Origin of the sequence: Burkholderia crassaminum, from assembly GCF_964265005.1 — a bacterium.
GTDB lineage: Bacteria > Pseudomonadota > Gammaproteobacteria > Burkholderiales > Burkholderiaceae > Burkholderia.
Genome location: NZ_OZ183801.1, coordinates 1,046,266 through 1,068,748, shown reverse-complemented (window position 1 = coordinate 1,068,748; position 22,483 = coordinate 1,046,266). Strand labels below are relative to the sequence as shown.

Annotated in this window: 13 protein-coding genes, 2 tRNA genes and 3 rRNA genes; 12 read left to right on the top strand and 6 right to left on the bottom strand. The window is 63.1% G+C overall.

Translation table 11 applies throughout. From position 1 onward, the window contains the following. The first annotated feature begins 2 nt into the window (after window positions 1-2). From ACPTTF_RS37900 to ACPTTF_RS37890, 3 genes are all read left to right on the top strand, one after another. The gene (locus ACPTTF_RS37900) at window positions 3-3,473 is read left to right on the top strand and encodes an AAA family ATPase (RefSeq protein ID WP_423372576.1); all 3,471 of its coding nucleotides are present in this window, start codon (window positions 3-5) and stop codon (window positions 3,471-3,473) included. Between the two features lie 122 nt (window positions 3,474-3,595). Next, window positions 3,596-4,120, top strand: a complete 525-nt coding sequence (locus ACPTTF_RS37895; RefSeq protein WP_166966399.1) for an HD domain-containing protein — start codon at window positions 3,596-3,598, stop codon at window positions 4,118-4,120. Between the two features lie 9 nt (window positions 4,121-4,129). Then, entirely contained in the window at window positions 4,130-4,816 is a 687-nt protein-coding gene (locus ACPTTF_RS37890; RefSeq protein WP_423372575.1) for a DUF429 domain-containing protein, read from the top strand. A gap of 171 nt (window positions 4,817-4,987) precedes the next feature. On the opposite strand, the gene ACPTTF_RS37885 is transcribed toward ACPTTF_RS37890, so the two are convergent. Then, window positions 4,988-5,425, bottom strand: coding sequence for an ATPase (locus ACPTTF_RS37885; protein ID WP_164462949.1), 438 nt, complete (start codon window positions 5,423-5,425; stop codon window positions 4,988-4,990). A 644-nt stretch (window positions 5,426-6,069) separates the two neighbouring features. Between ACPTTF_RS37885 and ACPTTF_RS37880 the strand changes: the two genes are divergently transcribed. The 5 genes from ACPTTF_RS37880 to rrf all read left to right on the top strand — a co-directional run bounded on the left by ACPTTF_RS37880 (window position 6,070) and on the right by rrf (window position 11,397). Continuing rightward, a 16S ribosomal RNA gene (locus ACPTTF_RS37880) occupies window positions 6,070-7,602 on the top strand. Between the two features lie 62 nt (window positions 7,603-7,664). Further along, a tRNA-Ile gene (locus ACPTTF_RS37875) sits at window positions 7,665-7,741 on the top strand. An 87-nt stretch (window positions 7,742-7,828) separates the two neighbouring features. Next, window positions 7,829-7,904, top strand: a tRNA-Ala gene (locus ACPTTF_RS37870). 343 nt (window positions 7,905-8,247) lie between these two features. After that, a 23S ribosomal RNA gene (locus ACPTTF_RS37865) occupies window positions 8,248-11,129 on the top strand. 155 nt (window positions 11,130-11,284) lie between these two features. Then, window positions 11,285-11,397 (top strand): 5S ribosomal RNA (gene rrf / locus ACPTTF_RS37860). Together the 16S, 23S and 5S rRNA genes with 2 tRNA genes alongside form the textbook arrangement of a ribosomal RNA operon. A 125-nt stretch (window positions 11,398-11,522) precedes the next feature. Here the strand turns inward: rrf and ACPTTF_RS37855 are convergent. The 3 genes from ACPTTF_RS37855 to ACPTTF_RS37845 form a co-directional block, all read right to left on the bottom strand. Continuing rightward, a complete protein-coding gene (locus ACPTTF_RS37855; protein WP_423372574.1) occupies window positions 11,523-11,987 on the bottom strand; it encodes a GNAT family N-acetyltransferase in 465 nt (154 codons plus the stop codon). A 111-nt stretch (window positions 11,988-12,098) separates the two neighbouring features. Continuing rightward, a complete protein-coding gene (locus ACPTTF_RS37850) occupies window positions 12,099-12,470 on the bottom strand; it encodes a nuclear transport factor 2 family protein (RefSeq protein ID WP_423372573.1) in 372 nt (123 codons plus the stop codon). Window positions 12,471-12,562: 92 nt separating this feature from the next. After that, entirely contained in the window at window positions 12,563-13,162 is a 600-nt protein-coding gene (locus ACPTTF_RS37845) for a hypothetical protein (RefSeq protein ID WP_423372572.1), read from the bottom strand. A 384-nt stretch (window positions 13,163-13,546) separates the two neighbouring features. Here ACPTTF_RS37845 and ACPTTF_RS37840 point away from each other — a divergent pair, with 384 nt between their 5' ends. The 3 genes from ACPTTF_RS37840 to ACPTTF_RS37830 all read left to right on the top strand — a co-directional run bounded on the left by ACPTTF_RS37840 (window position 13,547) and on the right by ACPTTF_RS37830 (window position 18,232). After that, window positions 13,547-15,052, top strand: coding sequence for an aldehyde dehydrogenase (locus ACPTTF_RS37840; protein ID WP_423372571.1), 1,506 nt, complete (start codon window positions 13,547-13,549; stop codon window positions 15,050-15,052). Window positions 15,053-15,133: 81 nt separating this feature from the next. Further along, complete coding sequence (locus tag ACPTTF_RS37835; RefSeq protein ID WP_423372570.1) at window positions 15,134-16,525, top strand: aspartate aminotransferase family protein; 1,392 nt, start codon at window positions 15,134-15,136, stop codon at window positions 16,523-16,525. A 297-nt stretch (window positions 16,526-16,822) separates the two neighbouring features. After that, entirely contained in the window at window positions 16,823-18,232 is a 1,410-nt protein-coding gene (locus tag ACPTTF_RS37830; RefSeq protein ID WP_423372569.1) for a purine-cytosine permease family protein, read from the top strand. Between the two features lie 12 nt (window positions 18,233-18,244). Here ACPTTF_RS37830 and ACPTTF_RS37825 read toward each other — a convergent pair whose 3' ends face one another. Next, window positions 18,245-19,495, bottom strand: a complete 1,251-nt coding sequence (locus tag ACPTTF_RS37825; RefSeq protein WP_423372568.1) for an SMI1/KNR4 family protein — start codon at window positions 19,493-19,495, stop codon at window positions 18,245-18,247. A 138-nt stretch (window positions 19,496-19,633) separates the two neighbouring features. Continuing rightward, on the bottom strand, window positions 19,634-20,653 hold the full coding sequence (locus ACPTTF_RS37820) for an AraC family transcriptional regulator (RefSeq protein WP_423372567.1): 1,020 nt from the start codon (window positions 20,651-20,653) through the stop codon (window positions 19,634-19,636). A 144-nt stretch (window positions 20,654-20,797) separates the two neighbouring features. Here ACPTTF_RS37820 and ACPTTF_RS37815 point away from each other — a divergent pair, with 144 nt between their 5' ends. Further along, the gene (locus ACPTTF_RS37815) at window positions 20,798-22,465 is read left to right on the top strand and encodes an acyl-CoA synthetase (RefSeq protein ID WP_423372566.1); all 1,668 of its coding nucleotides are present in this window, start codon (window positions 20,798-20,800) and stop codon (window positions 22,463-22,465) included. The last annotated feature ends 18 nt before the right edge of the window (window positions 22,466-22,483 follow it).

The following is a 22,483-nucleotide window of genomic DNA, read 5'->3' as shown; positions in this document are numbered from 1 at the left end:
CGATGCGGATCAACCAGCTCGATTTGATCAAGTACGGCAAGTTCACCGACGAGACGCTGCGTTTCCCGTCGGCCGGCGAGGATTTCCATGTGATCGTGGGGCCGAACGAGGCCGGCAAGTCGACGATCCGCACGGCGGTGTCGGAGCTGCTGTTCGGGATGAAGCTGCAGACGCCGCTCGATTTCCTGCACAGCACGCCGGAACTGCGGATCGGCGGCGTGCTGGGGAGCGGCACGGGCGAACTCGCGTTCCATCGCGCGCGCGGGCGCAGCCCGCTGCGCACGCCCGCCGACGACAAGTTGCCCGACGACTTTCTGGCCGCCGTTCTCGACGGCGCCACGCGTGAATTCTTCGAGCAGATGTTCGGGCTCGATCACGGGCGTCTGGTGGACGGCGGCCGGAGCATTCTCGACGCCTCCGACAAGCTCGGCCAGGTGCTGTTCGAATCGGCCGCCGGTGTCGGCAGTCTCGGGCCGGTGCGCGAGGAGCTCGATGCGCGTTCGGTCGAGCTCTGGGCGCCGCGTCGCAGCGGCAGCGCGTTTGCACTCGCCGAAACGTCGTTCAACGAAGCCGTGACCGAACTGAAGACGGTTCAGGTGCGCACGCGCGACTGGGTCGAACGCAAGGACGCGCGCGAAGCGGTCGAACAGCAGATCGAGCAGGCGCGCGTGGAACAGCGCCGGCTCGAAGCGCTGCGCTCGAAGCTCGAACGCGTGCGACGGCTGGCGCCGTACCTCAAGGAGCTGACGGTCAAGGACGCGGCGCTGACGGAACTGGGCACGGTCGTCGAGTTGCCGCCCACCGCGTATGCGGATCTGTTGAAGGCGCAGGGCGATCTCGCGGCCGAACAGAAGGTGCTCGAGGAACGGCGTGCCGACCTGCTCGCGAAGCGGCAGGCGCGCGAGGCGATCGACGCCGACGCTGACACGCTCGCACTCGAAGCCGACATCGAAGCGCTCGATCGGCTGCGCGGCACGTGCATGAATCACGCGCAGGATCTGCTGCTGCTCGGTGCGGACGTCGAGCGGCACCTGTCCGCCGCGTTCGCAGCGGCCGCCCAGCTCGGCTGGCCGGCGGACGAAGCGTCGCTGCGTGCGTCGCTGCCGACGGCGCTGTCGTTGAAGACCGTGGCCAACCTGTTGCGCGAACACGGTGCGCTGCACCAGGCGCTGGCTGGCGCGCGCGAATCGCTCGACGAACGCACGCGCGAGCTCGCGCAGGTGCAGGAACAACAGGCGCGCCTGTTGACCGTCGAGGTGCCGGAAGCGTTACGCGCGGCGTTGGCCGATGCGCAGGGGTTTCGCAACAGCGGCCAGCGCGAGCAGACGCTCGAACAGGAAATCGCGGCCGCCGAACGCACGCTGTCCGGCGCACTCGATGCGCTCGGCCAATGGCGCATGCCGGTCGACACGCTGCGTGCGCTCGACGTGCCGTCGGCGGCGCGGCTCGGCGCGCTGCTGAAGGAAGACAGCGAACGCGCGAGCGCGGCCGCCGCTGCACGCGACGCACGGGACGGCGCGCTCGAAGAGCTCGAGCGGCTCGAACTGCAGGAGAAGCACTTCGCGGAGAACCACAAGGTCGTCACGACCGCCGACGTGCTGGCGGCGCGTGCGCGGCGCGATGGCGCGTGGGGCGATATCCGCGGCGGCGCGGTCGATCTCGTCACGGGCGCCCCTGCGCTCGACGATGCGATTCGCCTGGCAGACGAACTCGTCGATGCGCAGCTCGGCGCGACGCAGGCGGCGGCGACGTTGCAGTCGCTGCGTCAGCAAGTCGAATCCGCGCGTGCGGGCGTGACGCGCAGGCAGGCCGCGCTGGACGAGCGCGAGCGTGAACTCGCCGCGCATCGCGACGCATGGGCCGCGCTCGCGACGACGGCCGCGGTGCCCGGCATGCCGCTGGCGGCGATGGGCGACTGGCTTGCGAAGCGCGACACGGTGTTTGCCGCGCACACCGATCTCGACCGCCAGCGTCGCGAATTCGACACGATTCGTGCCGCGCGGGCCGGTGCCGAAGCCGCGTTGCGCGCGGCGCTGCGTACCGTGTCGCGAGGCGGCGAGTCGGACGGCCTGGCGGCGCTCGTCGCGATCGCCGAGACCTTCGTACAGTCGGCCGAGAAAGCGCTCGCGCAGCAGGACAGCCTCGAGGAGCGCGCGCGGGAAGCCGAACGCGGATGCGCGACGGCGCAATCTCGCGCCGGCCACGCGCAGGCGGCCTACGATACGTGGCACGCGCAATGGCGCGACGCGCTGGCCGACGCAAAGCTTTCCACGAGCGCAGCAACGTTGGCCGCGGCGGAAGGTGCGCTCGGGCTCGCCAACGCCGTGACGGCTGAGCTGGCCGATGCCGACGCGCCGCGCAACCGGATCGCCGCGATCCGCGCGGAACTGGACGCACTCGAGGCGGGCGCACGGCGGCTTGGCGCGGCGCTCGCGCCGGAATGGCTGACGAGCGGCGACTGGCCTGACGTCGCGCGTCGGCTGACGATGCGTCTCGCCGCCGCCAGGGAAATCGCGCGTGCCATCGGTCGTGCCGACGAGGCCGTGCGGCAGGCCGACGGCAAGGTCGCGGATGCCGCCGCCGCGGTAGCCGGTGCCGATGCACGCGTCCAGCCGCTGCTGCAACTGGCCGGCGTCGTGTCGATCGATGCAGCGCTGCCGCTGGCAGAACGCTCGGATCGGCAGCGCCAGCTGCGGCAGGCGGTCGATGCCGCGCACGAGGCACTGGTGCGCGATGGCGACGGCCTGTCCCGCTCCGCCGTCGAAGCCGAAGTTGCGGAGCAGGACATCGCCGACGTACCGGCGCACCTCGAAGCGGTGAAGCAATCGCTGGGCGATGTCGGCAAGCGGCTGAACGAGCTTTCACAGCAGCAGGTCGTGGCCGATCAGGCGTTCGGCGCGATCGACGGCCAGGCGAACGCGGCCGTTGCCGAGTCGAAGCGGCAGGAAGCGCTGGCGGCGATGGGCGACGCGGCCGAACAATACCTGGAGGCGGCCACGGCGAGCCGGTTGCTGAAGTGGGCGACGGATCGCTATCGCGACCAGAAACAAGGGCCGATGCTCAGGCGCGCGGGCGAAATCTTCGCCGGGCTCACGCTGGGTGAATTCGCGCGACTGACCGTCGATACCGAACGGACGCCGCCTGCGCTGTATGCACGGCGGACGCAGGGAGCGTCGGTCGAGGTTGCCGGATTGAGCGAAGGGACACGTGACCAGTTGTTTCTCGCGCTGCGGATCGCGGCGCTGGAGCTGCAGCTCGGCAGCCGGACCGCGCTGCCGTTCGTGGCCGACGACCTGTTCATCAACTTCGACGACGCGCGCGCGAAGGCTGGCCTCGATGCGCTGCGCGATCTGTCGACGCGAACCCAGGTGCTGTTCCTGACGCACCACGACCACCTGCTGCCGCTCGTGCGGGATGTATTCGGCGCGCGGGTCAACGTGGTCGAGCTGCAGCGCGCACCGGTGAGCGCGTGACGCGGGGCGCGCCGGGATGCCGGCGCACGGGCGCGGTCATCGCGTACAGGTAGTATGTGCGGTTCCGAAATGCCCGCGGCCGGTTCTGCCGGTTGCGGGTATGGCCATACGAGGGGGGAAATATGAAAAAGCTGGTAGCCGCCATCGCGTTCGCGGCGGACAAGCATCGCAATCAGCGGCGCAAGGACGAAGACGCGTCGCCGTACATCAATCATCCGATCGCGCTCGCCGACGTGCTGGCCAACGAGGCCGGCGTCGAGGACGAGCGGGTGATCGTCGCGGCCGTGCTGCACGACACGGTCGAGGATACCGAGACGACCGAGCAGGAACTGCTGCGGCTGTTCGGCAAGGACGTGGCGGACATCGTGATGGAAGTCACCGACGACAAGTCGCTGCCGAAGGAGGAGCGCAAGCGCTTGCAGGTCGAGCATGCGGCGACCATCAGCCGGCGCGCGAAGCTCGTGAAGCTGGCCGACAAGATCTGCAACCTGCGCGACATCGCACGGCATCCGCCCGCGGACTGGCCGCTCGAGCGCAAGCAGGCGTATTTCGACTGGGCGAAGTCGGTCGTCGACCCGATGCGCGGCGTGCATCCCGGTCTCGAGGCGATCTTCGACGCCGCCTACGATGCACGGCCGGCGGACTGAGGCGCCCGCATGCGATCGGCCCGATCCGTCGGATCCGCCACGCGGCAATCGCCCGCCGTGGCGGGTGTCGACGTGGGTGGCGAAAAGAAGCAATGCGATCTCGTGATCCTGCGCGGACCCACGGTCGTCTATCGCGAAGCGCGGATCGCACCCGAGGCGGTACCTGCGCTGTGTCTCGCCCATGACGTCGTGGCTGTCGGTGTCGACGCACCGAGCCTGTGGTGGTCGGGGAGCGGGCGCCGGGCGGCTGAACAGGCGCTCGCGCGCGAACGGATCTCATGCTTTCCGACGCCGTCGAGGGAGCAGGCGGTCGCGAGCACGTCAGGCTTCTTCGACTGGATGTTCATGGGAGAGCGCGTCTATCGCGCACTCGCGGACGCTTATCCGCTGCTGACCGGCGCGCGCTATGCGGGCGGCCGAGTGAGCTTCGAAACCTATCCTTATGCGATCACCTGCGCGATGCTGGGCAAGGCCGTTGCGTCGGCGAAGCAGAAACGCAACCAGCGCCGGCAGTTGCTGGAGCGACTGGCGATCGACGTGTCGACGCTGAAGTCCGTCGATGCGCGAGACGCGACCCTCTGCGCGTTGACGGCGCAATACGTCATCGACGGGAATGCACACGCGTACGGCGATACGGAGGGCGGATATATCCGCGTGCCGATCGTGAGCGAGACGATCGTTCTCGACGCACTGTAGTTGTGTCGCGCGGCCCGGGTGAGGCGCGTCGCGAAAAGGTGAGCTTTTACGGGAGGGGGTGGCCGGTGTGTCGACGAAGGCGTCAGGCTGCGATCGCCGGCCGTCGAACAGCGGAATGACCGGCGCACACGACATGACGCCGGTGCGCTACGCGATCCCGGGTGGCGTTGCTCAATCCTCGAGGATGGCTTTCGGCACGCTGGCCAGATCGCAGGCTTGCGCCTGTTCGAAGTAGCCTTCGGCGTCGTCGATCATCACGACTGCGACGTCGATCAGCTCGTCGAGCCGTTGCAGCAGCGATTCACGCCACTCGATGTCTTCGTCGCGCTCGGGCGTCTTGTCCAGTTGCTCGATGATCGAGTCGGCCGTCTGCAGGAAGGGAATCGCCTGCTGATAGTTTTCGATCGAGACCATCGCCGCGTTGCGTGCGCCGACGAGTCGCTCGCGGTGTTCGTCCGCCAGTTCGGATTCGCCGCTGATTCGCGGCAATACATCCGAGATGCGCTGCAGAAGCGGCGGAGCCTGTTCTTCCAGGATGATGGCGCGCTCGCGCAGCGCTGCATATTCGTCGCGAAGGTCGGCGTCGCCGGGTTGAGTGGTGCTGTCCATCGTGGATATGAGTGCGTGGTTCGGTCGCGGCATGATACTCGACAGCACCGGATTCCTTGCCCGTTCCGCGTCCTTCTATATAGGGGGACGAGAGGCATACGTCACATCAATGGATGGCCGCCTGCGTTGCGATGCGCGGCCCGTCGAGCCCGAAGCCCCCGTGCGTGTGAGCGCACGGGGGCTTTTTCAAAATATTTTCACAAAGGGGCTTGCGTAGATGGGGGCGGGTGCTTAGAATCACGCCTCTTTCGCGCTAACGGAAACGCAGCGCGGAAGAGGGAAGCAGGGTTGGCGGTGTGCTGCAGTCTGGAGCGCGCAACTGGCCTGGAAGTTGAGCCCCGCAGTCGCAACGATGGTGTAAAAAAGTTGTTGACGAGCTGCGAAACACGGTTCATAATCTCGCTTCTCTGCTGCTGAAAACGCAGCGCTGCTGAGAAACACGAAGTTCCTCGCAGAAATGTTCTTTAAAAATTAACAGCCGATAAGTGTGGGCGCTTGATGGCAGCGAGCTGATCCTCGGATCAGATAGCGAAAGTATCAAGAGTCTCACACTAAAGTAAGTCAGGTTTATGAAGTGATTCATATTCCTGTCAGCTTTGAGTGAGCGACCGGTTCTTAACTGAACCGAAAACAGTAACAGGTTTAAACTGAAGAGTTTGATCCTGGCTCAGATTGAACGCTGGCGGCATGCCTTACACATGCAAGTCGAACGGCAGCACGGGTGCTTGCACCTGGTGGCGAGTGGCGAACGGGTGAGTAATACATCGGAACATGTCCTGTAGTGGGGGATAGCCCGGCGAAAGCCGGATTAATACCGCATACGATCTACGGATGAAAGCGGGGGACCTTCGGGCCTCGCGCTATAGGGTTGGCCGATGGCTGATTAGCTAGTTGGTGGGGTAAAGGCCTACCAAGGCGACGATCAGTAGCTGGTCTGAGAGGACGACCAGCCACACTGGGACTGAGACACGGCCCAGACTCCTACGGGAGGCAGCAGTGGGGAATTTTGGACAATGGGCGAAAGCCTGATCCAGCAATGCCGCGTGTGTGAAGAAGGCCTTCGGGTTGTAAAGCACTTTTGTCCGGAAAGAAATCCTTGACCCTAATACGGTCGGGGGATGACGGTACCGGAAGAATAAGCACCGGCTAACTACGTGCCAGCAGCCGCGGTAATACGTAGGGTGCGAGCGTTAATCGGAATTACTGGGCGTAAAGCGTGCGCAGGCGGTTTGCTAAGACCGATGTGAAATCCCCGGGCTCAACCTGGGAACTGCATTGGTGACTGGCAGGCTAGAGTATGGCAGAGGGGGGTAGAATTCCACGTGTAGCAGTGAAATGCGTAGAGATGTGGAGGAATACCGATGGCGAAGGCAGCCCCCTGGGCCAATACTGACGCTCATGCACGAAAGCGTGGGGAGCAAACAGGATTAGATACCCTGGTAGTCCACGCCCTAAACGATGTCAACTAGTTGTTGGGGATTCATTTCCTTAGTAACGTAGCTAACGCGTGAAGTTGACCGCCTGGGGAGTACGGTCGCAAGATTAAAACTCAAAGGAATTGACGGGGACCCGCACAAGCGGTGGATGATGTGGATTAATTCGATGCAACGCGAAAAACCTTACCTACCCTTGACATGGTCGGAATCCTGCTGAGAGGTGGGAGTGCTCGAAAGAGAACCGGCGCACAGGTGCTGCATGGCTGTCGTCAGCTCGTGTCGTGAGATGTTGGGTTAAGTCCCGCAACGAGCGCAACCCTTGTCCTTAGTTGCTACGCAAGAGCACTCTAAGGAGACTGCCGGTGACAAACCGGAGGAAGGTGGGGATGACGTCAAGTCCTCATGGCCCTTATGGGTAGGGCTTCACACGTCATACAATGGTCGGAACAGAGGGTTGCCAACCCGCGAGGGGGAGCTAATCCCAGAAAACCGATCGTAGTCCGGATTGCACTCTGCAACTCGAGTGCATGAAGCTGGAATCGCTAGTAATCGCGGATCAGCATGCCGCGGTGAATACGTTCCCGGGTCTTGTACACACCGCCCGTCACACCATGGGAGTGGGTTTTACCAGAAGTGGCTAGTCTAACCGCAAGGAGGACGGTCACCACGGTAGGATTCATGACTGGGGTGAAGTCGTAACAAGGTAGCCGTATCGGAAGGTGCGGCTGGATCACCTCCTTTCCAGAGCTTCTCGCAAAATTGAGCGCTCACGCTTATCGGCTGTAAATTAAAGACAGACTCAGGGGTCTGTAGCTCAGTCGGTTAGAGCACCGTCTTGATAAGGCGGGGGTCGTTGGTTCGAATCCAACCAGACCCACCATTGTCTGACGTGTCGGTGATCGTTAGCGCTTTAGCGCTTACGAGTACCTCAAGCCGACCGGCTAACACCTGAGGATATTCTGTACATGGGGGCATAGCTCAGCTGGGAGAGCACCTGCTTTGCAAGCAGGGGGTCGTCGGTTCGATCCCGTCTGCCTCCACCAATCACCAACGCTAAGGGCTTGGTTCATATGATGAACCGAGAATTTTGCATTGGCGATTGAGCCAGTCAGAGTGATACGTAGTATGTATCGGCTGTCGTTCTTTAACAATCTGGAAGAAGTAAGTAATTTGGATAGCGGAAGCGTCTATGAGATGGACGTGAAAACTATCCGGGTTGTGATTGTATCGATGTATCTCAAGATGATTCGAACTCTATGTTTGACTCAATTGGAATACGGCACAACGCGAGAACTCAACCTGTAGCGACTGTCGTCCCCTCGGGGATGGGGTCCTCGTAAGCGCTAAAGCGCTAACGACGACCGACATGAGACAGACTCGTTATAGGGTCAAGCGAACAAGTGCATGTGGTGGATGCCTTGGCGATCACAGGCGATGAAGGACGCGGTAGCCTGCGAAAAGCTACGGGGAGCTGGCAAACAAGCTTTGATCCGTAGATGTCCGAATGGGGAAACCCACTCCTTTTGGAGTATCCATGGCTGAATACATAGGCCATGTGAAGCGAACGCGGTGAACTGAAACATCTAAGTAACCGCAGGAAAAGAAATCAACCGAGATTCCCAAAGTAGTGGCGAGCGAAATGGGATGAGCCTTGTACTCTTTATTTGTATTGTTAGCCGAACGCTCTGGAAAGTGCGGCCATAGCGGGTGATAGCCCCGTAGGCGAAAACAGTATGAAAGAACTAAGTGTACGACAAGTAGGGCGGGACACGTGAAATCCTGTCTGAAGATGGGGGGACCATCCTCCAAGGCTAAATACTCGTGATCGACCGATAGTGAACCAGTACCGTGAGGGAAAGGCGAAAAGAACCCCGGGAGGGGAGTGAAATAGATCCTGAAACCGCATGCATACAAACAGTCGGAGCCTCGTAAGGGGTGACGGCGTACCTTTTGTATAATGGGTCAGCGACTTACGTTCAGTAGCAAGCTTAACCGTATAGGGCAGGCGTAGCGAAAGCGAGTCCGAATAGGGCGTTCAGTTGCTGGGCGTAGACCCGAAACCAAGTGATCTATCCATGGCCAGGATGAAGGTGCGGTAACACGTACTGGAGGTCCGAACCCACTAACGTTGAAAAGTTAGGGGATGAGCTGTGGATAGGGGTGAAAGGCTAAACAAACTTGGAAATAGCTGGTTCTCTCCGAAAACTATTTAGGTAGTGCCTCGTGTCTCACCTTCGGGGGTAGAGCACTGTCATGGTTGGGGGGTCTATTGCAGATTACCCCGCCATAGCAAACTCCGAATACCGAAGAGTGCAATCACGGGAGACAGACATCGGGTGCTAACGTCCGGTGTCAAGAGGGAAACAACCCAGACCGCCAGCTAAGGTCCCCAAATATAGCTAAGTGGGAAACGAAGTGGGAAGGCTAAAACAGTCAGGAGGTTGGCTTAGAAGCAGCCACCCTTTAAAGAAAGCGTAATAGCTCACTGATCGAGTCGTCCTGCGCGGAAGATGTAACGGGGCTAAGCTATATACCGAAGCTGCGGATGCGTGCTTTGCACGCATGGTAGGAGAGCGTTCTGTAAGCCTGCGAAGGTGTCTCGGAAGGGATGCTGGAGGTATCAGAAGTGCGAATGCTGACATGAGTAGCGATAAAGGGGGTGAAAGGCCCCCTCGCCGTAAGCCCAAGGTTTCCTACGCAACGTTCATCGGCGTAGGGTGAGTCGGCCCCTAAGGCGAGGCAGAAATGCGTAGCTGATGGGAAGCAGGTCAATATTCCTGCACCATTGTTAGATGCGATGGGGGGACGGATCGCGGAAGGTTGTCCGGGTGTTGGAAGTCCCGGTCGCTGCATTGGAGAAGGCACTTAGGCAAATCCGGGTGCGTAATTCAAGGGTGTGGCGCGAGCTCCTTAGGGAGCGAAGCAATTGGAAGTGGTTCCAAGAAAAGCCTCTAAGCTTCAGTCTAACGATGACCGTACCGCAAACCGACACAGGTGGGCGAGATGAGTATTCTAAGGCGCTTGAGAGAACTCGGGAGAAGGAACTCGGCAAATTGGTACCGTAACTTCGGGATAAGGTACGCCCTTGTAGCTTGATGCCCCTGCGGGCAAAGGGTGAAGGGGTTGCAATAAACTGGTGGCTGCGACTGTTTAATAAAAACACAGCACTCTGCAAACACGAAAGTGGACGTATAGGGTGTGACGCCTGCCCGGTGCCGGAAGATTAAATGATGGGGTGCAAGCTCTTGATTGAAGTCCCGGTAAACGGCGGCCGTAACTATAACGGTCCTAAGGTAGCGAAATTCCTTGTCGGGTAAGTTCCGACCTGCACGAATGGCGTAACGATGGCCACACTGTCTCCTCCCGAGACTCAGCGAAGTTGAAGTGTTTGTGATGATGCAATCTACCCGCGGCTAGACGGAAAGACCCCATGAACCTTTACTGTAGCTTTGCATTGGACTTTGAACCGATCTGTGTAGGATAGGTGGGAGGCTATGAAACCGGAACGCTAGTTTCGGTGGAGCCGTCCTTGAAATACCACCCTGGTTTGTTTGAGGTTCTAACCTTGGCCCGTGATCCGGGTCGGGGACAGTGCATGGTAGGCAGTTTGACTGGGGCGGTCTCCTCCCAAAGCGTAACGGAGGAGTACGAAGGTACGCTAGGTACGGTCGGAAATCGTGCTGATAGTGCAATGGCATAAGCGTGCTTAACTGCGAGACCGACAAGTCGAGCAGGTGCGAAAGCAGGTCATAGTGATCCGGTGGTTCTGTATGGAAGGGCCATCGCTCAACGGATAAAAGGTACTCTGGGGATAACAGGCTGATACCGCCCAAGAGTTCATATCGACGGCGGTGTTTGGCACCTCGATGTCGGCTCATCTCATCCTGGGGCTGTAGCCGGTCCCAAGGGTATGGCTGTTCGCCATTTAAAGAGGTACGTGAGCTGGGTTTAAAACGTCGTGAGACAGTTTGGTCCCTATCTGCCGTGGGCGTTGGATATTTGAAGGGGGCTGCTCCTAGTACGAGAGGACCGGAGTGGACGAACCTCTGGTGTACCGGTTGTCACGCCAGTGGCATCGCCGGGTAGCTATGTTCGGAAGAGATAACCGCTGAAAGCATCTAAGCGGGAAACTCGCCTTAAGATGAGATATCCCTGGGGACTAGATCCCCTTGAAGGGTCGTTCGAGACCAGGACGTTGATAGGTCAGGTGTGTAAGCGCAGTAATGCGTTCAGCTAACTGATACTAATTGCCCGTAAGGCTTGATCCTATAACAAGTCTGCCTTGTAGATCGGCGCCGTGCGACAGCACTGGCCGCAAGATCCAGAGCGACAAGTTGGATTCTCGTGTGTGATACACACAACTCAAAATTACTGCTTCTTCCAAGATTGGTTGTGCTGCGAAGCAGCGCAACAACCCTCTTTGCCTGATGACCATAGCGAGTCGGTCCCACCCCTTCCCATCCCGAACAGGACCGTGAAACGACTCTACGCCGATGATAGTGCGGGTTCCCGTGTGAAAGTAGGTAATCGTCAGGCTCCCTAAGCCAAGAACCCCCGCCCGAAAGGCGGGGGTTTTTGCATTTCGGCGGCGGAAATACGCAGAGGATCGGGATGGGCGGCCCGGTGAGCCATATCGCCTCCTTCTCCCTCACGAATCAGAATCAGATCGTGATCCGCAAGATCGGAAAGAACCTGCCCGGGACGGTGCTCGATTCCTTTTCGCCGATTTTTTCAGCCCCGAGCGCCAGATAGAACGGAACCGCATTGGGATCGGATTCGATCACAAAGCTCCTGATCCCTCTCGCGGCGCTTTCCCTGCGGACCTCATCCCACAGTGCACGGGCGACACCCCGACCCATGTGGTCGGGATGAACGAACAGCCATCCGGGAGTCGGGCGATCCGATTCCGATGACGCCCTGACCCAGAACCCGATGATTGCCTCTCCGGATTCCGCGACGTAACCGATCGACCCATCGATCGTCTCCGGCGCAATCGTGAGATCGCTCTGCCACAAGTCGAGCCAGTCCTTCGGATAGCCCCAGTGTGCCTTCGAAATGCGAGCCAGACGCGTGAGCTCGTCCGCGTCCGCGGTACGGGCAGCACGTACGGTAAAGGGTTTGTGCATCTCGTCTCCTGTCATGGTCGACACCTTCGTCGAGGTATCGTCCGGCCCGCATCGACTCAACCACTCCGGATTCGCGGCTTGCCGACTCGAAGGGAGGCGAGCTCGACGCAGCTACATGACCTGCGATGCGTGTCCGGCGACGACGCGCCAGCCGGCGCGCGATCGGCGCCACAGCCGAGTATAGGCAAACACGCCGTCGAACGCCGTGCCGTCGAAATGGCCGTCGAGTATCGCCTTCGTCGTGGTCAGGATCATCTCGCCGATCGCGCATGCACGCGTTTCCTGCACCTCGAGCTTGTCGAGACGCAGCAGCTTCGCACGATGCGCGGCCAGGTCGTCTTCTTTCGAGATGACCTGGCCGGTCGGAACGGTGAACACCAGATCGTCGTCCAGCAACGCATCGAGTGCTTCGACATCGTTGGCCAGCATCGCGGTGCGAAGCGCGGCTTCGCTGGGTTCGATGACCGTACGGATTGCATCCATTTCGGGGCCTCGCATCATTTCTGAAGGGTTGTGGTTTCGCTCATATCGGCGAGCCATGGCAGCAAGCAACTTACCGCATCGACGGATACAGCCTACCGCGCGTTCGACAACGAGTGACGCCGGACAAGCATCACCGCGCAGATGCCGATCGACGCAACGATGTTGACGGCCGGATAGAACGCGACCGCGACACCCCATGTGCTCAACGCCAGCAACGCCAGTGCGTATTTGAGCACGCACAGCGCGAAATACGCGAGGCTCTCGCTCCACGGATCGCGGATCGTCTTGCGGACGGTCGGGCCGAGGCCGGCAAGCTCGATCAGCGTCACCAGGCAGATCGAGATCGTCGGATCGTCAGTCAGCATCCACAGCGGAATGGCCGACAGCGCCGCGACCAGGAAAAACCAGTCGACGCGTGTCCAGCCGCGTTCGCCGCGAAACATGCTGGCGACGAGCGTCAGAAAGCATGTCACGGCAATCGCCGCCGTGCACCACGCGGACGGCCCCGCACCCGCGGCGAACTGGCCGGCAGCCGCGATCGCCGTGACGACCGACCACACGAGCCATGTGAACAGATGCGGACGAACGGTGCGCCGGTAGATCGCAAGCGCGTACGGAATCGCCGCCAGCAACGACACGGCAGTTCCGATGACGCCAAAGATCGAAGCGGCGCCCTGATCGACATTCACCATCGACGCATCCTAGTTCGCACAGGCCGACCAGTATGTGGCCGGGCGGGCCGGGGCGCAATGTCGTGCCGGCACGGTGTCGCAGGGGGTGTCCCGTCGCATCGCACCGGAAAGCGGAAGAGATCGCACGCAAACAAACGGCACCGGGATCGCAACGTGGCAGGAAAACCCACTACACGACCGCAGGATGAATAGAAATAACCTCTTCAATGAGAAGAAAAACTGTTCTTTCAAATCTCTTTTTGATGACCGACAGTTTGCCAACCGGACGACTGCGGCGATTCACGGCGGTCATGGGCATCGGACGTGCCCGCTGGCGTCTTACGTCGGGTCGAGTTCAGGTGGAGAACAACGCACAAACGCCTGGTCGTCAAAACGGAGTCTTGAATGCACCCAACTTCAGCAGAAAACCATCAGCACGCGGACTGGAGACGTCTCGCGGCGCAAGTCGTACCGAGAACGCTCGCGCATATCGGCGGCCGCAGCGTGCCGGCCCGGAGCGGCCGGACGTTCGCCGCAATCAATCCGGCTACCGAGGCCGTCATCGCGGAAGTGGCGTCGTGCGACGCAACAGATGTCGATGACGCGGTGCGTGCCGCGCGTCACGCGTTCGAATCCGGCGTCTGGTCGCGCTGCGCACCGGCGGAGCGCAAGCGCGTGCTTTGCCGGCTTGGCGAACTCATCGCATCGCATGGCGCGGAGCTCGCGCTGCTCGACTCGCTCAACATGGGCAAGCGCGTGGCCGACGCGTTCAGCATCGACGTACCGGCCGCAGGAGGGCTGTTCAGCTGGTACGGCGAAGCCGTCGACAAGCTGCATGGCGAAGTCGCGTCGACCGACCCCGGCAACCTCGCGGTCGTCACGCGCGAACCGCTTGGCGTCGTCGGCGCCGTGGTGCCGTGGAATTTCCCGCTCGACATGGTTGCGTGGAAGGTGGCACCGGCGCTGGCGGCCGGCAACAGCGTCGTGCTGAAGCCGGCGGAACAATCGCCGCTGTCCGCCTTGCGTCTCGCGGAGCTGGCGCTCGAGGCCGGCCTGCCACCGGGCGTGCTGAACGTCGTGCCGGGCTACGGCGAGACCGCGGGGCGCGCGCTTGGCCTGCATCCCGACGTCGACGTGCTTGCATTCACGGGATCGACAGCCGTCGGCAAGAAATTCCTCGAGTACGCCGCGCAATCGAACATGAAGCAGGTGTGGCTCGAGTGCGGCGGCAAGAGCCCGAACCTGGTCTTCGACGATGCGGACGATCTCGACCTGGCCGCACGCAAGGCATGCTTCGGCATTTTCTTCAATCAGGGCGAGGTGTGTTCCGCCAACTCGCGACTGCTGGTTCAGCGCTCGATTCACGATGCGTTCGTCGACCGGCTGATTGCGCATGCCGCCGCGTTCATGCCGGGCGATCCGCTCGATCCGGCGAGCGGCATGGGGGCCATCGTCGACGAGCAGCAGCATCGGCGCGTGCGCGAGTGGATCGCACGCGGCCGCGATAGCGCGACGCTCGCGATCGGCGGAGGTGCGCCGCGGGTCGACGGCAAGGGCTACTTCATCGAACCGACGATCTTCATCGACGTGAAGCACGACGACGCCATCGCACGTGAGGAGATCTTCGGGCCGGTGCTGTCGGTGATGGCATTCGACACCGAGGACGAGGCCGTCCGGCTCGCGAACAACTCGATCTATGGCCTTGCCGCGTCGGTCTGGACCGGCAGCCTGTCACGCGCACACCGTGTGTCGGGCCGGCTGCGCGCCGGCACGGTGTCCATCAACACGGTCGATGCGCTGAGCGCGCAGACGCCGTTCGGCGGGTTCCGCCAGTCCGGCTTCGGCCGCGATCTTTCGCTTCATGCGATCGACAAGTACACGGGCCTGAAGACAACCTGGATCAGTTACTGATTCGACGCGGCGGGCCGCACGCGGCTGCGCTGCGCCACACGACAACGCTTTTTATCCACAAAACGAACCGGAGACTCGCCCATGAATGCGCCCAATTTTCCGCATCGTACGACGCAGGACTATCAACGCAGCGACGCCGCGCATCACCTGCATGCGTTCGTCGACCAGAAGGCGCTGAACCAGGAAGGCGCGCGCGTGATGGTGCGCGGCGAAGGTGTCCATCTATGGGATAACGACGGCAACCGTTACCTGGACGGCATGTCCGGGCTTTGGTGCACCAACGTCGGTTATGGGCGGCCGGAGCTGATCGATGCCGCCGCGCGGCAGATGAAGGAACTGTCCTACTACAACATGTTCTTTCATACCACACACCCGTCGGTGATCGAACTGTCGGAGCGGCTGTTCGCGCTGCTCGGCAATCGCTTCAGTCACGTGGTGTACACCAATTCGGGATCCGAATCGAATGAGGTGCTGATTCGCACCGTGCGGCGGTTCTGGGACGTGATGGGCAAGCCGGAGAAGAAGGTGCTGATCGGCCGCGTGAACGGCTATCACGGGTCGACGGTGGGCAGCGCGTCGCTGGGCGGCATGGCGTTCATGCATGAAATGGGCGACCTGCCCATTCCTAACATCACGCACGTGGACGAACCGTACTGGTACGCGAATGGCGGCGACATGAGCCCCGAGGCATTCGGCAAGCAGGCGGCGCTGTCGCTCGAGCGCAAGATCCTCGAGATCGGTGCGGATCGCGTCGCCGCGTTCGTCGCGGAGCCGTTCCAGGGAGCGGGCGGGATGATCTTTCCGCCGGACGGCTATTGGCAGGAAATCGAGCGCATCTGCCGTCAATACGACGTGCTGCTCTGCGCGGACGAAGTGATCGGTGGTTTCGGCCGTACCGGCGAGTGGTTCGCGCACCGCCACTTCGGCTTCGAACCTGACCTGATCTGCATGGCCAAGGGGCTGACCTCGGGCTACGTGCCGATGGGCGGGCTGATCATGAGCCGGCGCGTCGGCGACGCGCTGGTCGACAAGGGCGGCGTCTACGCGCACGGGCTGACCTATTCCGGGCACCCGGTCGCGGCCGCCGTCGCGCTGGCCAATCTCGACGTGCTCGAGCGCGAAGGCCTCGTCGAGCGGACGAAGACCGACACAGGGCCGTACCTGCAGAAGGCGCTGCGCGATGCATTCGACGGCCATCCGCTCGTCGGCGAGATCCAGGGCGTGGGCGCGGTCGGCGCGATCCAGTTCGCGAAGAACAAGGCGACGCGCGAACGCTTTGCGAACGAGGCAGACCTGACCTGGCACAGCCGGACGGTCGGGTTCGAACTCGGCGCGATCGTGCGTTCGACGAATGGCCGCCTGATCGTTGCGCCGCCGCTGGTGATCGATCACGCGCAAATCGATGAACTGGTCGACACGATGCGCAAGGCCGTGGATGCCACCGCGCGTGAAGTGCTCGGGATCGACTGCTGACCGTTGAGCGACGCGCTTTCGTCCGGCGACAGACGGGCGGGAGCGCATCGAACCAAGGGTTCCGCTTCGGAGGTAGGCCGGATTCGTACAGCCACCGGAGCCGCTACCTGACACGTTGAGGATTGGGTGTCGCAGACGGCGGTCCTATAAAGCGATGTGTTATCGACCGCCTATTGATGAGGAATGCAAATAAATAGATGACTCATTGCGGAGCGCACGCTTCGCGCGGGCCAGGCATTCCGAGTCACCGCTCAGCATCCGAACCCGCGAACACCACAACATGAACAAGGAGACGAAATGAGTCAGGGCGAGTCCATTGCTCATCTCGAGGAAAGCACCATCCAGCCGATTCCGCTGAACGAGCGGCACGGCAGCGCGAAGGATCTGTTCACGATCTGGTTCGGGTCGAACATCATGATGCTGACGATCGTCACCGGATCGCTCGCGACCACGGTGTTCAAGCAGCCGTTCTGGTGGGCGGCGCTCGCCACGCTCGTCGGCAGCCTGATCGGCGCGGTCTTCATGGCGCTGCATTCCGCGCAGGGGCCGCAGCTCGGCGTGCCGCAGATGATCCAGACCCGCGGGCAGTTCGGGTCGTTCGGCGCGCTGCTCGTGGTCGCGCTGGTCGTCGTGATGTATGTCGGCTTCTTCGCGTCGAACTGCGTGTTCGGCGGGCAGGCGCTGCACAGCCTGGGCGTCGGCATTCCGCTCGATGCGGGCGTCGTGGTGATCGGCCTGATCAGCCTGCTCGGATCGATCTATGGCTACAAGCTGATCCACGCGTATGCGCGACTGCTGAGCTGGTGCTCGGGCAGCGTACTCGTGCTGGCGTTCGTGTGGATCATTTTCGTGCACGGATTGCCCGCCGATACATTCTCGAAGCATTCGCTGAACCTGTCCGGCTTCCTGGGTGCGATGTCGGTCGCCGCGCTGTGGCAGATCGCCTATGCGCCTTACGTGTCGGACTATTCGCGCTACCTGCCACCCGATACCGGGCCGCGCACGGCGTTCTGGTCGAGTTACTGGGGCTGCGTGCTCGGCTCGTTCTTCCCGATGCTGCTCGGCTGCCTGGTTGGCCTTGCGACGCCCGACGGCAATGTGGTGGGGGGCCTCACGGGACTCACGCAAGGGATCAGCGTACTCGTGATCGTCGTGCTGTCGTTCGGCATCGCGGCCAGTAATGCGATGGAGCTGTATTGCGGCGCGCTGTCGGCCATCACGGTGCTGCAGACGCTCTTTCCGTCGTGGTCGGGCAAGGCGCGTGCGCGGGCGATCACCGCGATCGTCCTGTGCGCCATTGCGCTCGCGATCGCGCTGTTCGGGCAGGACAATTTCCTCGCCGGCTACACGAACTTCATCCTGCTGCTGCTGTACGTGCTCGTGCCGTGGACCGCGATCAACCTCGTCGACTACTACCTCGTCTGTCACGGCGAGTACGACGTCAATTCATTCTTCCGGCAGGACGGCGGCATCTACGGACGCTTCAATACGATCGCCGTCGGTTCGTATTTCATCGGCATCGTCGCGCAGGCGCCGTTCATGGCGACCGATCTCTATACGGGCGAACTGGCGAGCCGGCTCGGCGGCGCGGACGTGTCGTGGATCGTCGGTCTCTCGCTGACGTCGCTCGTCTACTACGCGGGTTGCAAGCTGTTCTCGCGGCCGCTGCCGGGTGTTGCCGCGAGCGTTGACGGGGTTTCCCGGTGAGTCCGCGCCACGTTACAGCGCGAATGTCCGCAGGCGTTCGGCGTGGGCTTCGAGTCCTTCGAGGCCGAGGTAGTGGCTCAGCTTGCCCTTGCGGACCTCGGCGATGTCGGCAGTGAACTTGCGCAGCAGCGTTGCACTCGCCGTACGGTAGGCGGCGGCCGCATCAACGCCTTGTGCCGCCAGTGCCGCGCCGATGAGGCGCGCGCTGTCGGCGCCGCCGCCGGCGACACAGCGTGCCATCGCGTCGGCATCGGGTCGTACGCCGGCGTCGAGCAGTGCGCGCATCAGCGCGACCGGCACGTTGCCGGATGCGGACTCCAGCGAATCCGGTGCGACCGGCGCGCCGGATTCGAGCAACGCGGTGGCGGCGGCAAACTTCTTGCGCCGCAGCGCGTAGTCGGTCGGGATCGAGCTGCCGGCGAGCGCCGTGCCGAGATTCGCGACGAGCGGCGCCAGTTGCATGGTGAGCGCGGTGTCGTCGTGGTCGATCGCGTCTCGCAACGCCTGGCGCGCGAGTGCTGGCCGGGCGGCGAGTGTGCCGTCGGCGAGCGGTGTGCGCCAGTCGATCATGGCCCGGCGATAGAACGCGATCAGCTTGTCTGCCAGCGGCTCCGACAGGCCATGTTCGGCGCGGCGCTCATCGACATACTCAAGCAACGTCATGCCGGTTCCACTGTCGCCGGGTTTCAGCGGATCTGCATTGAGCTGCAGTGCGCCGAATGCCGCGTACAGGTCCGGCCCGACCGTCGCGAGGCCGTCCTCGTGCATCGCGCCGCGCCACGCGGGCGGCAGCCCCTGTTTCCACGCGAGCACGTGGCCGCGATCCTTTGCGTCGGGTTCCGTCACGATGTAGATGCGGTCGCAGTACTCGAACCCGCCGAACGGCAATACATCCATCTTGCCGCTCCAGGGGCGTGAATGCTCCTCGGCGGCTTCCTCGGCCAGTTCGAGTTCGTGGTCGATCCAGCCTTCCAGGTCGCGGTAGCCGTCGCTGCCGTTGTAGAACAGCTCGCCCCAACTGATGGATTCGATGTGTCCGTTCATCTCCAGCGTCAGGTCGTAGTCGAGTCTGCCGCCGGCCGTCGTGCGCCACAGCTCGAGCAGCGCGGGAGGAAGGTCGCCGTGACAGCGTGCCTGCACGGCCGCGATCTGGTCGGCGGGCATCGGCGGCTGAGCGTCGAAGATCACGCGGTCGGCAAACAGCACGATGCCGTGTGCGCGCAGGTCGGCCAGTTCTGTGTCGGAAAAGACGATTGCTTGCATCGGAGCGGGAGCGGTGGTGGGTCGGGTGGTTGCCGTCGTTTATCGATCACGAACGGCAGTCGGCAGATCGCATCGTATCAGCGTCGCGTGAGTGTTTCCGTGTCGGCCGTGCACGCCTGTTGACGACCGCTCGCCGGATCATCCGCTTGCCCCCGCCGGCTCCACCTCTGCCGCATGCACGTCCCGCCGGAATGCGCCGGGGCTTGTGCCCGTCCATTTCCGGAACGCGCGATGAAACGCGCTCGGCTCGGTGAAGCCGAGCTCGACCGCGATCTCTGCGACGCTGAGTGCGTGCCCGCGCAGCAGCGACTGGGCCAGCGCGCCGCGCAGCTCGTCCTTGATGGCCGCGAAGCTTTGCCCTTCGCTGCGCAGACGCCGCCGCAGCGTCGCGGGCGTCGTGCCGAGGCGCACGGCCAGCGTATCGAAGTCGGGCCACTCGGCGGCCGGCAGCGTCTTCAACTGCGCGCGCGTTTTCGCGACCCACCCCGTGTCGTGGCGGTAGCGGACGAGCAGGTTGCCGGGCGCGCCGCGCAGGAAGGTCTTCAGCGCCTGCTCGGAGCGGATCGTCGGCAGCGCGAGGTAGGCGGCGTTGAACGCGAGCCGGCTGTCGGGCCGGTCGAAATGCACGGGTACGCCGAAGAACTGGTGGTAGTCGCTGCGCTGGTCGGGGCTCGGGCACGCGAAGTCGATGCGCTGCAGCGGGATGCGCCGGCCGATCAGCCAGCACGCGACGCCCAGGAGGATCAGCCAGAACGTCCGGTACGCGAACGCCGGGTAGGGCGCGCCCGTCTGCGTCAGCACGATCTGCGCCTGTCCGTCGGCCACGACGAGCTCGCCGTGCGGCTCGTCCAGCACCACGCGCAGGAACTGCAGCGCGCGCCGCAGCGCCTTGTCGAGCGTGCCGGCGTGCAGCACCGCATGGCACAGCAGCGTGAAGCTGCCGCGCCGCATCGGGCGCGCGGCGAGCCCGAAGAATTCGTCGTCGAGGGTGCCGGCGATCGCGAGCCACAGCCTGCCGTACTGCTGCGGCGTGACGGGCTCGCGCACGGCGGCCGGCAGGCCGGCGGCGCGCAGCACGGGCGCCGTTGGAAGGCCTTGCCGGCGCAGGCACGCGAGCGCGTCGTCGACGAAATCCGGCGAAATCATCTGCGGCCCCATTTTCCTACATCCTCCCGACATGGCAAAAGCGATCACGATTCTAGATTCTGTTTGTCATTGATTGCAATGTGCGGGCTGTCTACTATCGAACTATCCCCGTCGCGCCCCTGGCTCGGCGGTGGCCATAACGCACAGGAGACACGCATGCCTGATGGAGCTACCGCCCGGGTGGTGCCGGCCTACGCCGACGCCGTGGCCCGGTTCAGTATCGAGACCGCCGCGCAGCAACTGCACGGCGACCTGGAGCGCGGCCTGAATGCGTGCGTGGAATGCTGCGACCGGCACGCCTCCGCGGACGCGATCGCGCTCGACTGGATCGACGCCGGCGGCCAGCACCGCAGCTACACGTTTGCGCAGATGAAGGCGCTGTCGGCGCGCGTCGCGAACCTGCTGGTCGCGCAGGGCGTGAAGCCGGGCGACGTGGTGGCGGGCCTGTTGCCGCGCACGCCCGAACTCGTCGCGACGATCCTCGGCACGTGGCGCGCGGGCGCCGTCTACCAGCCGCTGTTCACCGCGTTCGGCCCGAAGGCGATCGAGCACCGGCTGCGCATGAGCGACGCGCGCCTGGTCGTGACCAACGTCGCGAATCGCGCGAAGCTCGACGAGATCGCCGATTGCCCGCCCGTTGCGACGGTGCGCGCGCCGGGCGAGACGCTGCCGGAACGCGACATCGATTTCCGTGCGGCGCTCGATGCGCAGTCCGATACGTTCGAACCGGTGCTGCGCAAGGGTTCGGACCTGTTCATGATGATGTCGACGTCGGGCACGACGGGTTTGCCGAAGGGCGTACCGGTGCCGCTGCGCGCGCTGCTCGCGTTCAGCGCGTACATGCGCGAAGCGGTCGACCTGCGTGCGGTCGACCGGTTCTGGAACATCGCCGATCCGGGCTGGGCATACGGGCTCTATTACGCGATCACGGGCCCGCTGGTGCTCGGCCACTCGACCACGCTCTACGAGGGCAGCTTCACGGTCGACAGCACGTACGACTTGATCGAACGGCTCGGGATCACGAGCCTCGCCGGCTCGCCGACTGCATTCCGGATGCTGATGGCGGCCGGCACGGAAGCGGCGGCGCGGCTGAAGGGCAAGCTGCGCGTGGTCAGCAGCGCAGGTGAACCGCTGAATCCGGAAGTCGTGCGCTGGTTCGACGCGGCGCTCGGCGCGCCGATCTACGATCACTACGGCCAGACCGAACTCGGGATGGTCGTGAACAATCACCACGGTCTCGCGCATGCCGTCCACGCGGGTTCGGCCGGCTTCGCGATGCCCGGCTACCGCGTCGCGGTGCTCGACGAAGCGAGCCGCGAACTCGGCCCCGGCGAGCCCGGCAACCTCGCGATCGACATCGCGCGCTCGCCGCTGCTGTGGTTCCACGGCTACTGGCAGCAGGACACGCCGGCGATCGCGGGCGGCTATTACCGGACCGGCGACAACGTCGAGCTGGAGCCGGACGGCACCGTGAGCTTCATCGGCCGCGCGGACGACGTGATCACGTCGTCCGGCTACCGGATCGGCCCGTTCGACGTGGAAAGCGCGCTGATCGAGCATCCGGCCGTGAGCGAGGCCGCCGTCATCGGCGTGCCCGACGCGGAGCGCACGGAGATCGTCAAGGCGTTCGTCGTGCTGTCGAAAGACTACGACGGCACGCCGGCGCTGGCCGAGGAACTGAGCCTGCACGTGAAGCGGCGGCTGTCCGCTCACGCCTATCCTCGCGCGATCGATTTCGTCGACGCGCTGCCGAAAACCCCGAGCGGCAAGATCCAGCGCTTCGTGTTGCGCAAGATGGAAGCCGAGAAGGTCGCTCAACCCTGAACACAACCTGTACGGACT

Bases quoted from the DNA above. Each gene is read 5' to 3' on its own strand.
- ACPTTF_RS37815 (WP_423372566.1), top strand. From the start codon at position 20,798: ATGCCTGATGGAGCTACCGCCCGGGTGGTGCCGGCCTACGCCGACGCC.
- ACPTTF_RS37855 (WP_423372574.1), bottom strand. From the start codon at position 11,987: ATGCACAAACCCTTTACCGTACGTGCTGCCCGTACCGCGGACGCGGAC.
- ACPTTF_RS37890 (WP_423372575.1), top strand. From the start codon at position 4,130: ATGCGATCGGCCCGATCCGTCGGATCCGCCACGCGGCAATCGCCCGCC.
- ACPTTF_RS37830 (WP_423372569.1), top strand. From the start codon at position 16,823: ATGAGTCAGGGCGAGTCCATTGCTCATCTCGAGGAAAGCACCATCCAG.
- ACPTTF_RS37885 (WP_164462949.1), bottom strand. From the start codon at position 5,425: ATGGACAGCACCACTCAACCCGGCGACGCCGACCTTCGCGACGAATAT.
- ACPTTF_RS37900 (WP_423372576.1), top strand. From the start codon at position 3: ATGCGGATCAACCAGCTCGATTTGATCAAGTACGGCAAGTTCACCGAC.
- ACPTTF_RS37840 (WP_423372571.1), top strand. From the start codon at position 13,547: ATGCACCCAACTTCAGCAGAAAACCATCAGCACGCGGACTGGAGACGT.
- ACPTTF_RS37820 (WP_423372567.1), bottom strand. From the start codon at position 20,653: ATGGGGCCGCAGATGATTTCGCCGGATTTCGTCGACGACGCGCTCGCG.
- ACPTTF_RS37850 (WP_423372573.1), bottom strand. From the start codon at position 12,470: ATGGATGCAATCCGTACGGTCATCGAACCCAGCGAAGCCGCGCTTCGC.
- ACPTTF_RS37825 (WP_423372568.1), bottom strand. From the start codon at position 19,495: ATGCAAGCAATCGTCTTTTCCGACACAGAACTGGCCGACCTGCGCGCA.
- ACPTTF_RS37845 (WP_423372572.1), bottom strand. From the start codon at position 13,162: ATGGTGAATGTCGATCAGGGCGCCGCTTCGATCTTTGGCGTCATCGGA.
- ACPTTF_RS37895 (WP_166966399.1), top strand. From the start codon at position 3,596: ATGAAAAAGCTGGTAGCCGCCATCGCGTTCGCGGCGGACAAGCATCGC.
- ACPTTF_RS37835 (WP_423372570.1), top strand. From the start codon at position 15,134: ATGAATGCGCCCAATTTTCCGCATCGTACGACGCAGGACTATCAACGC.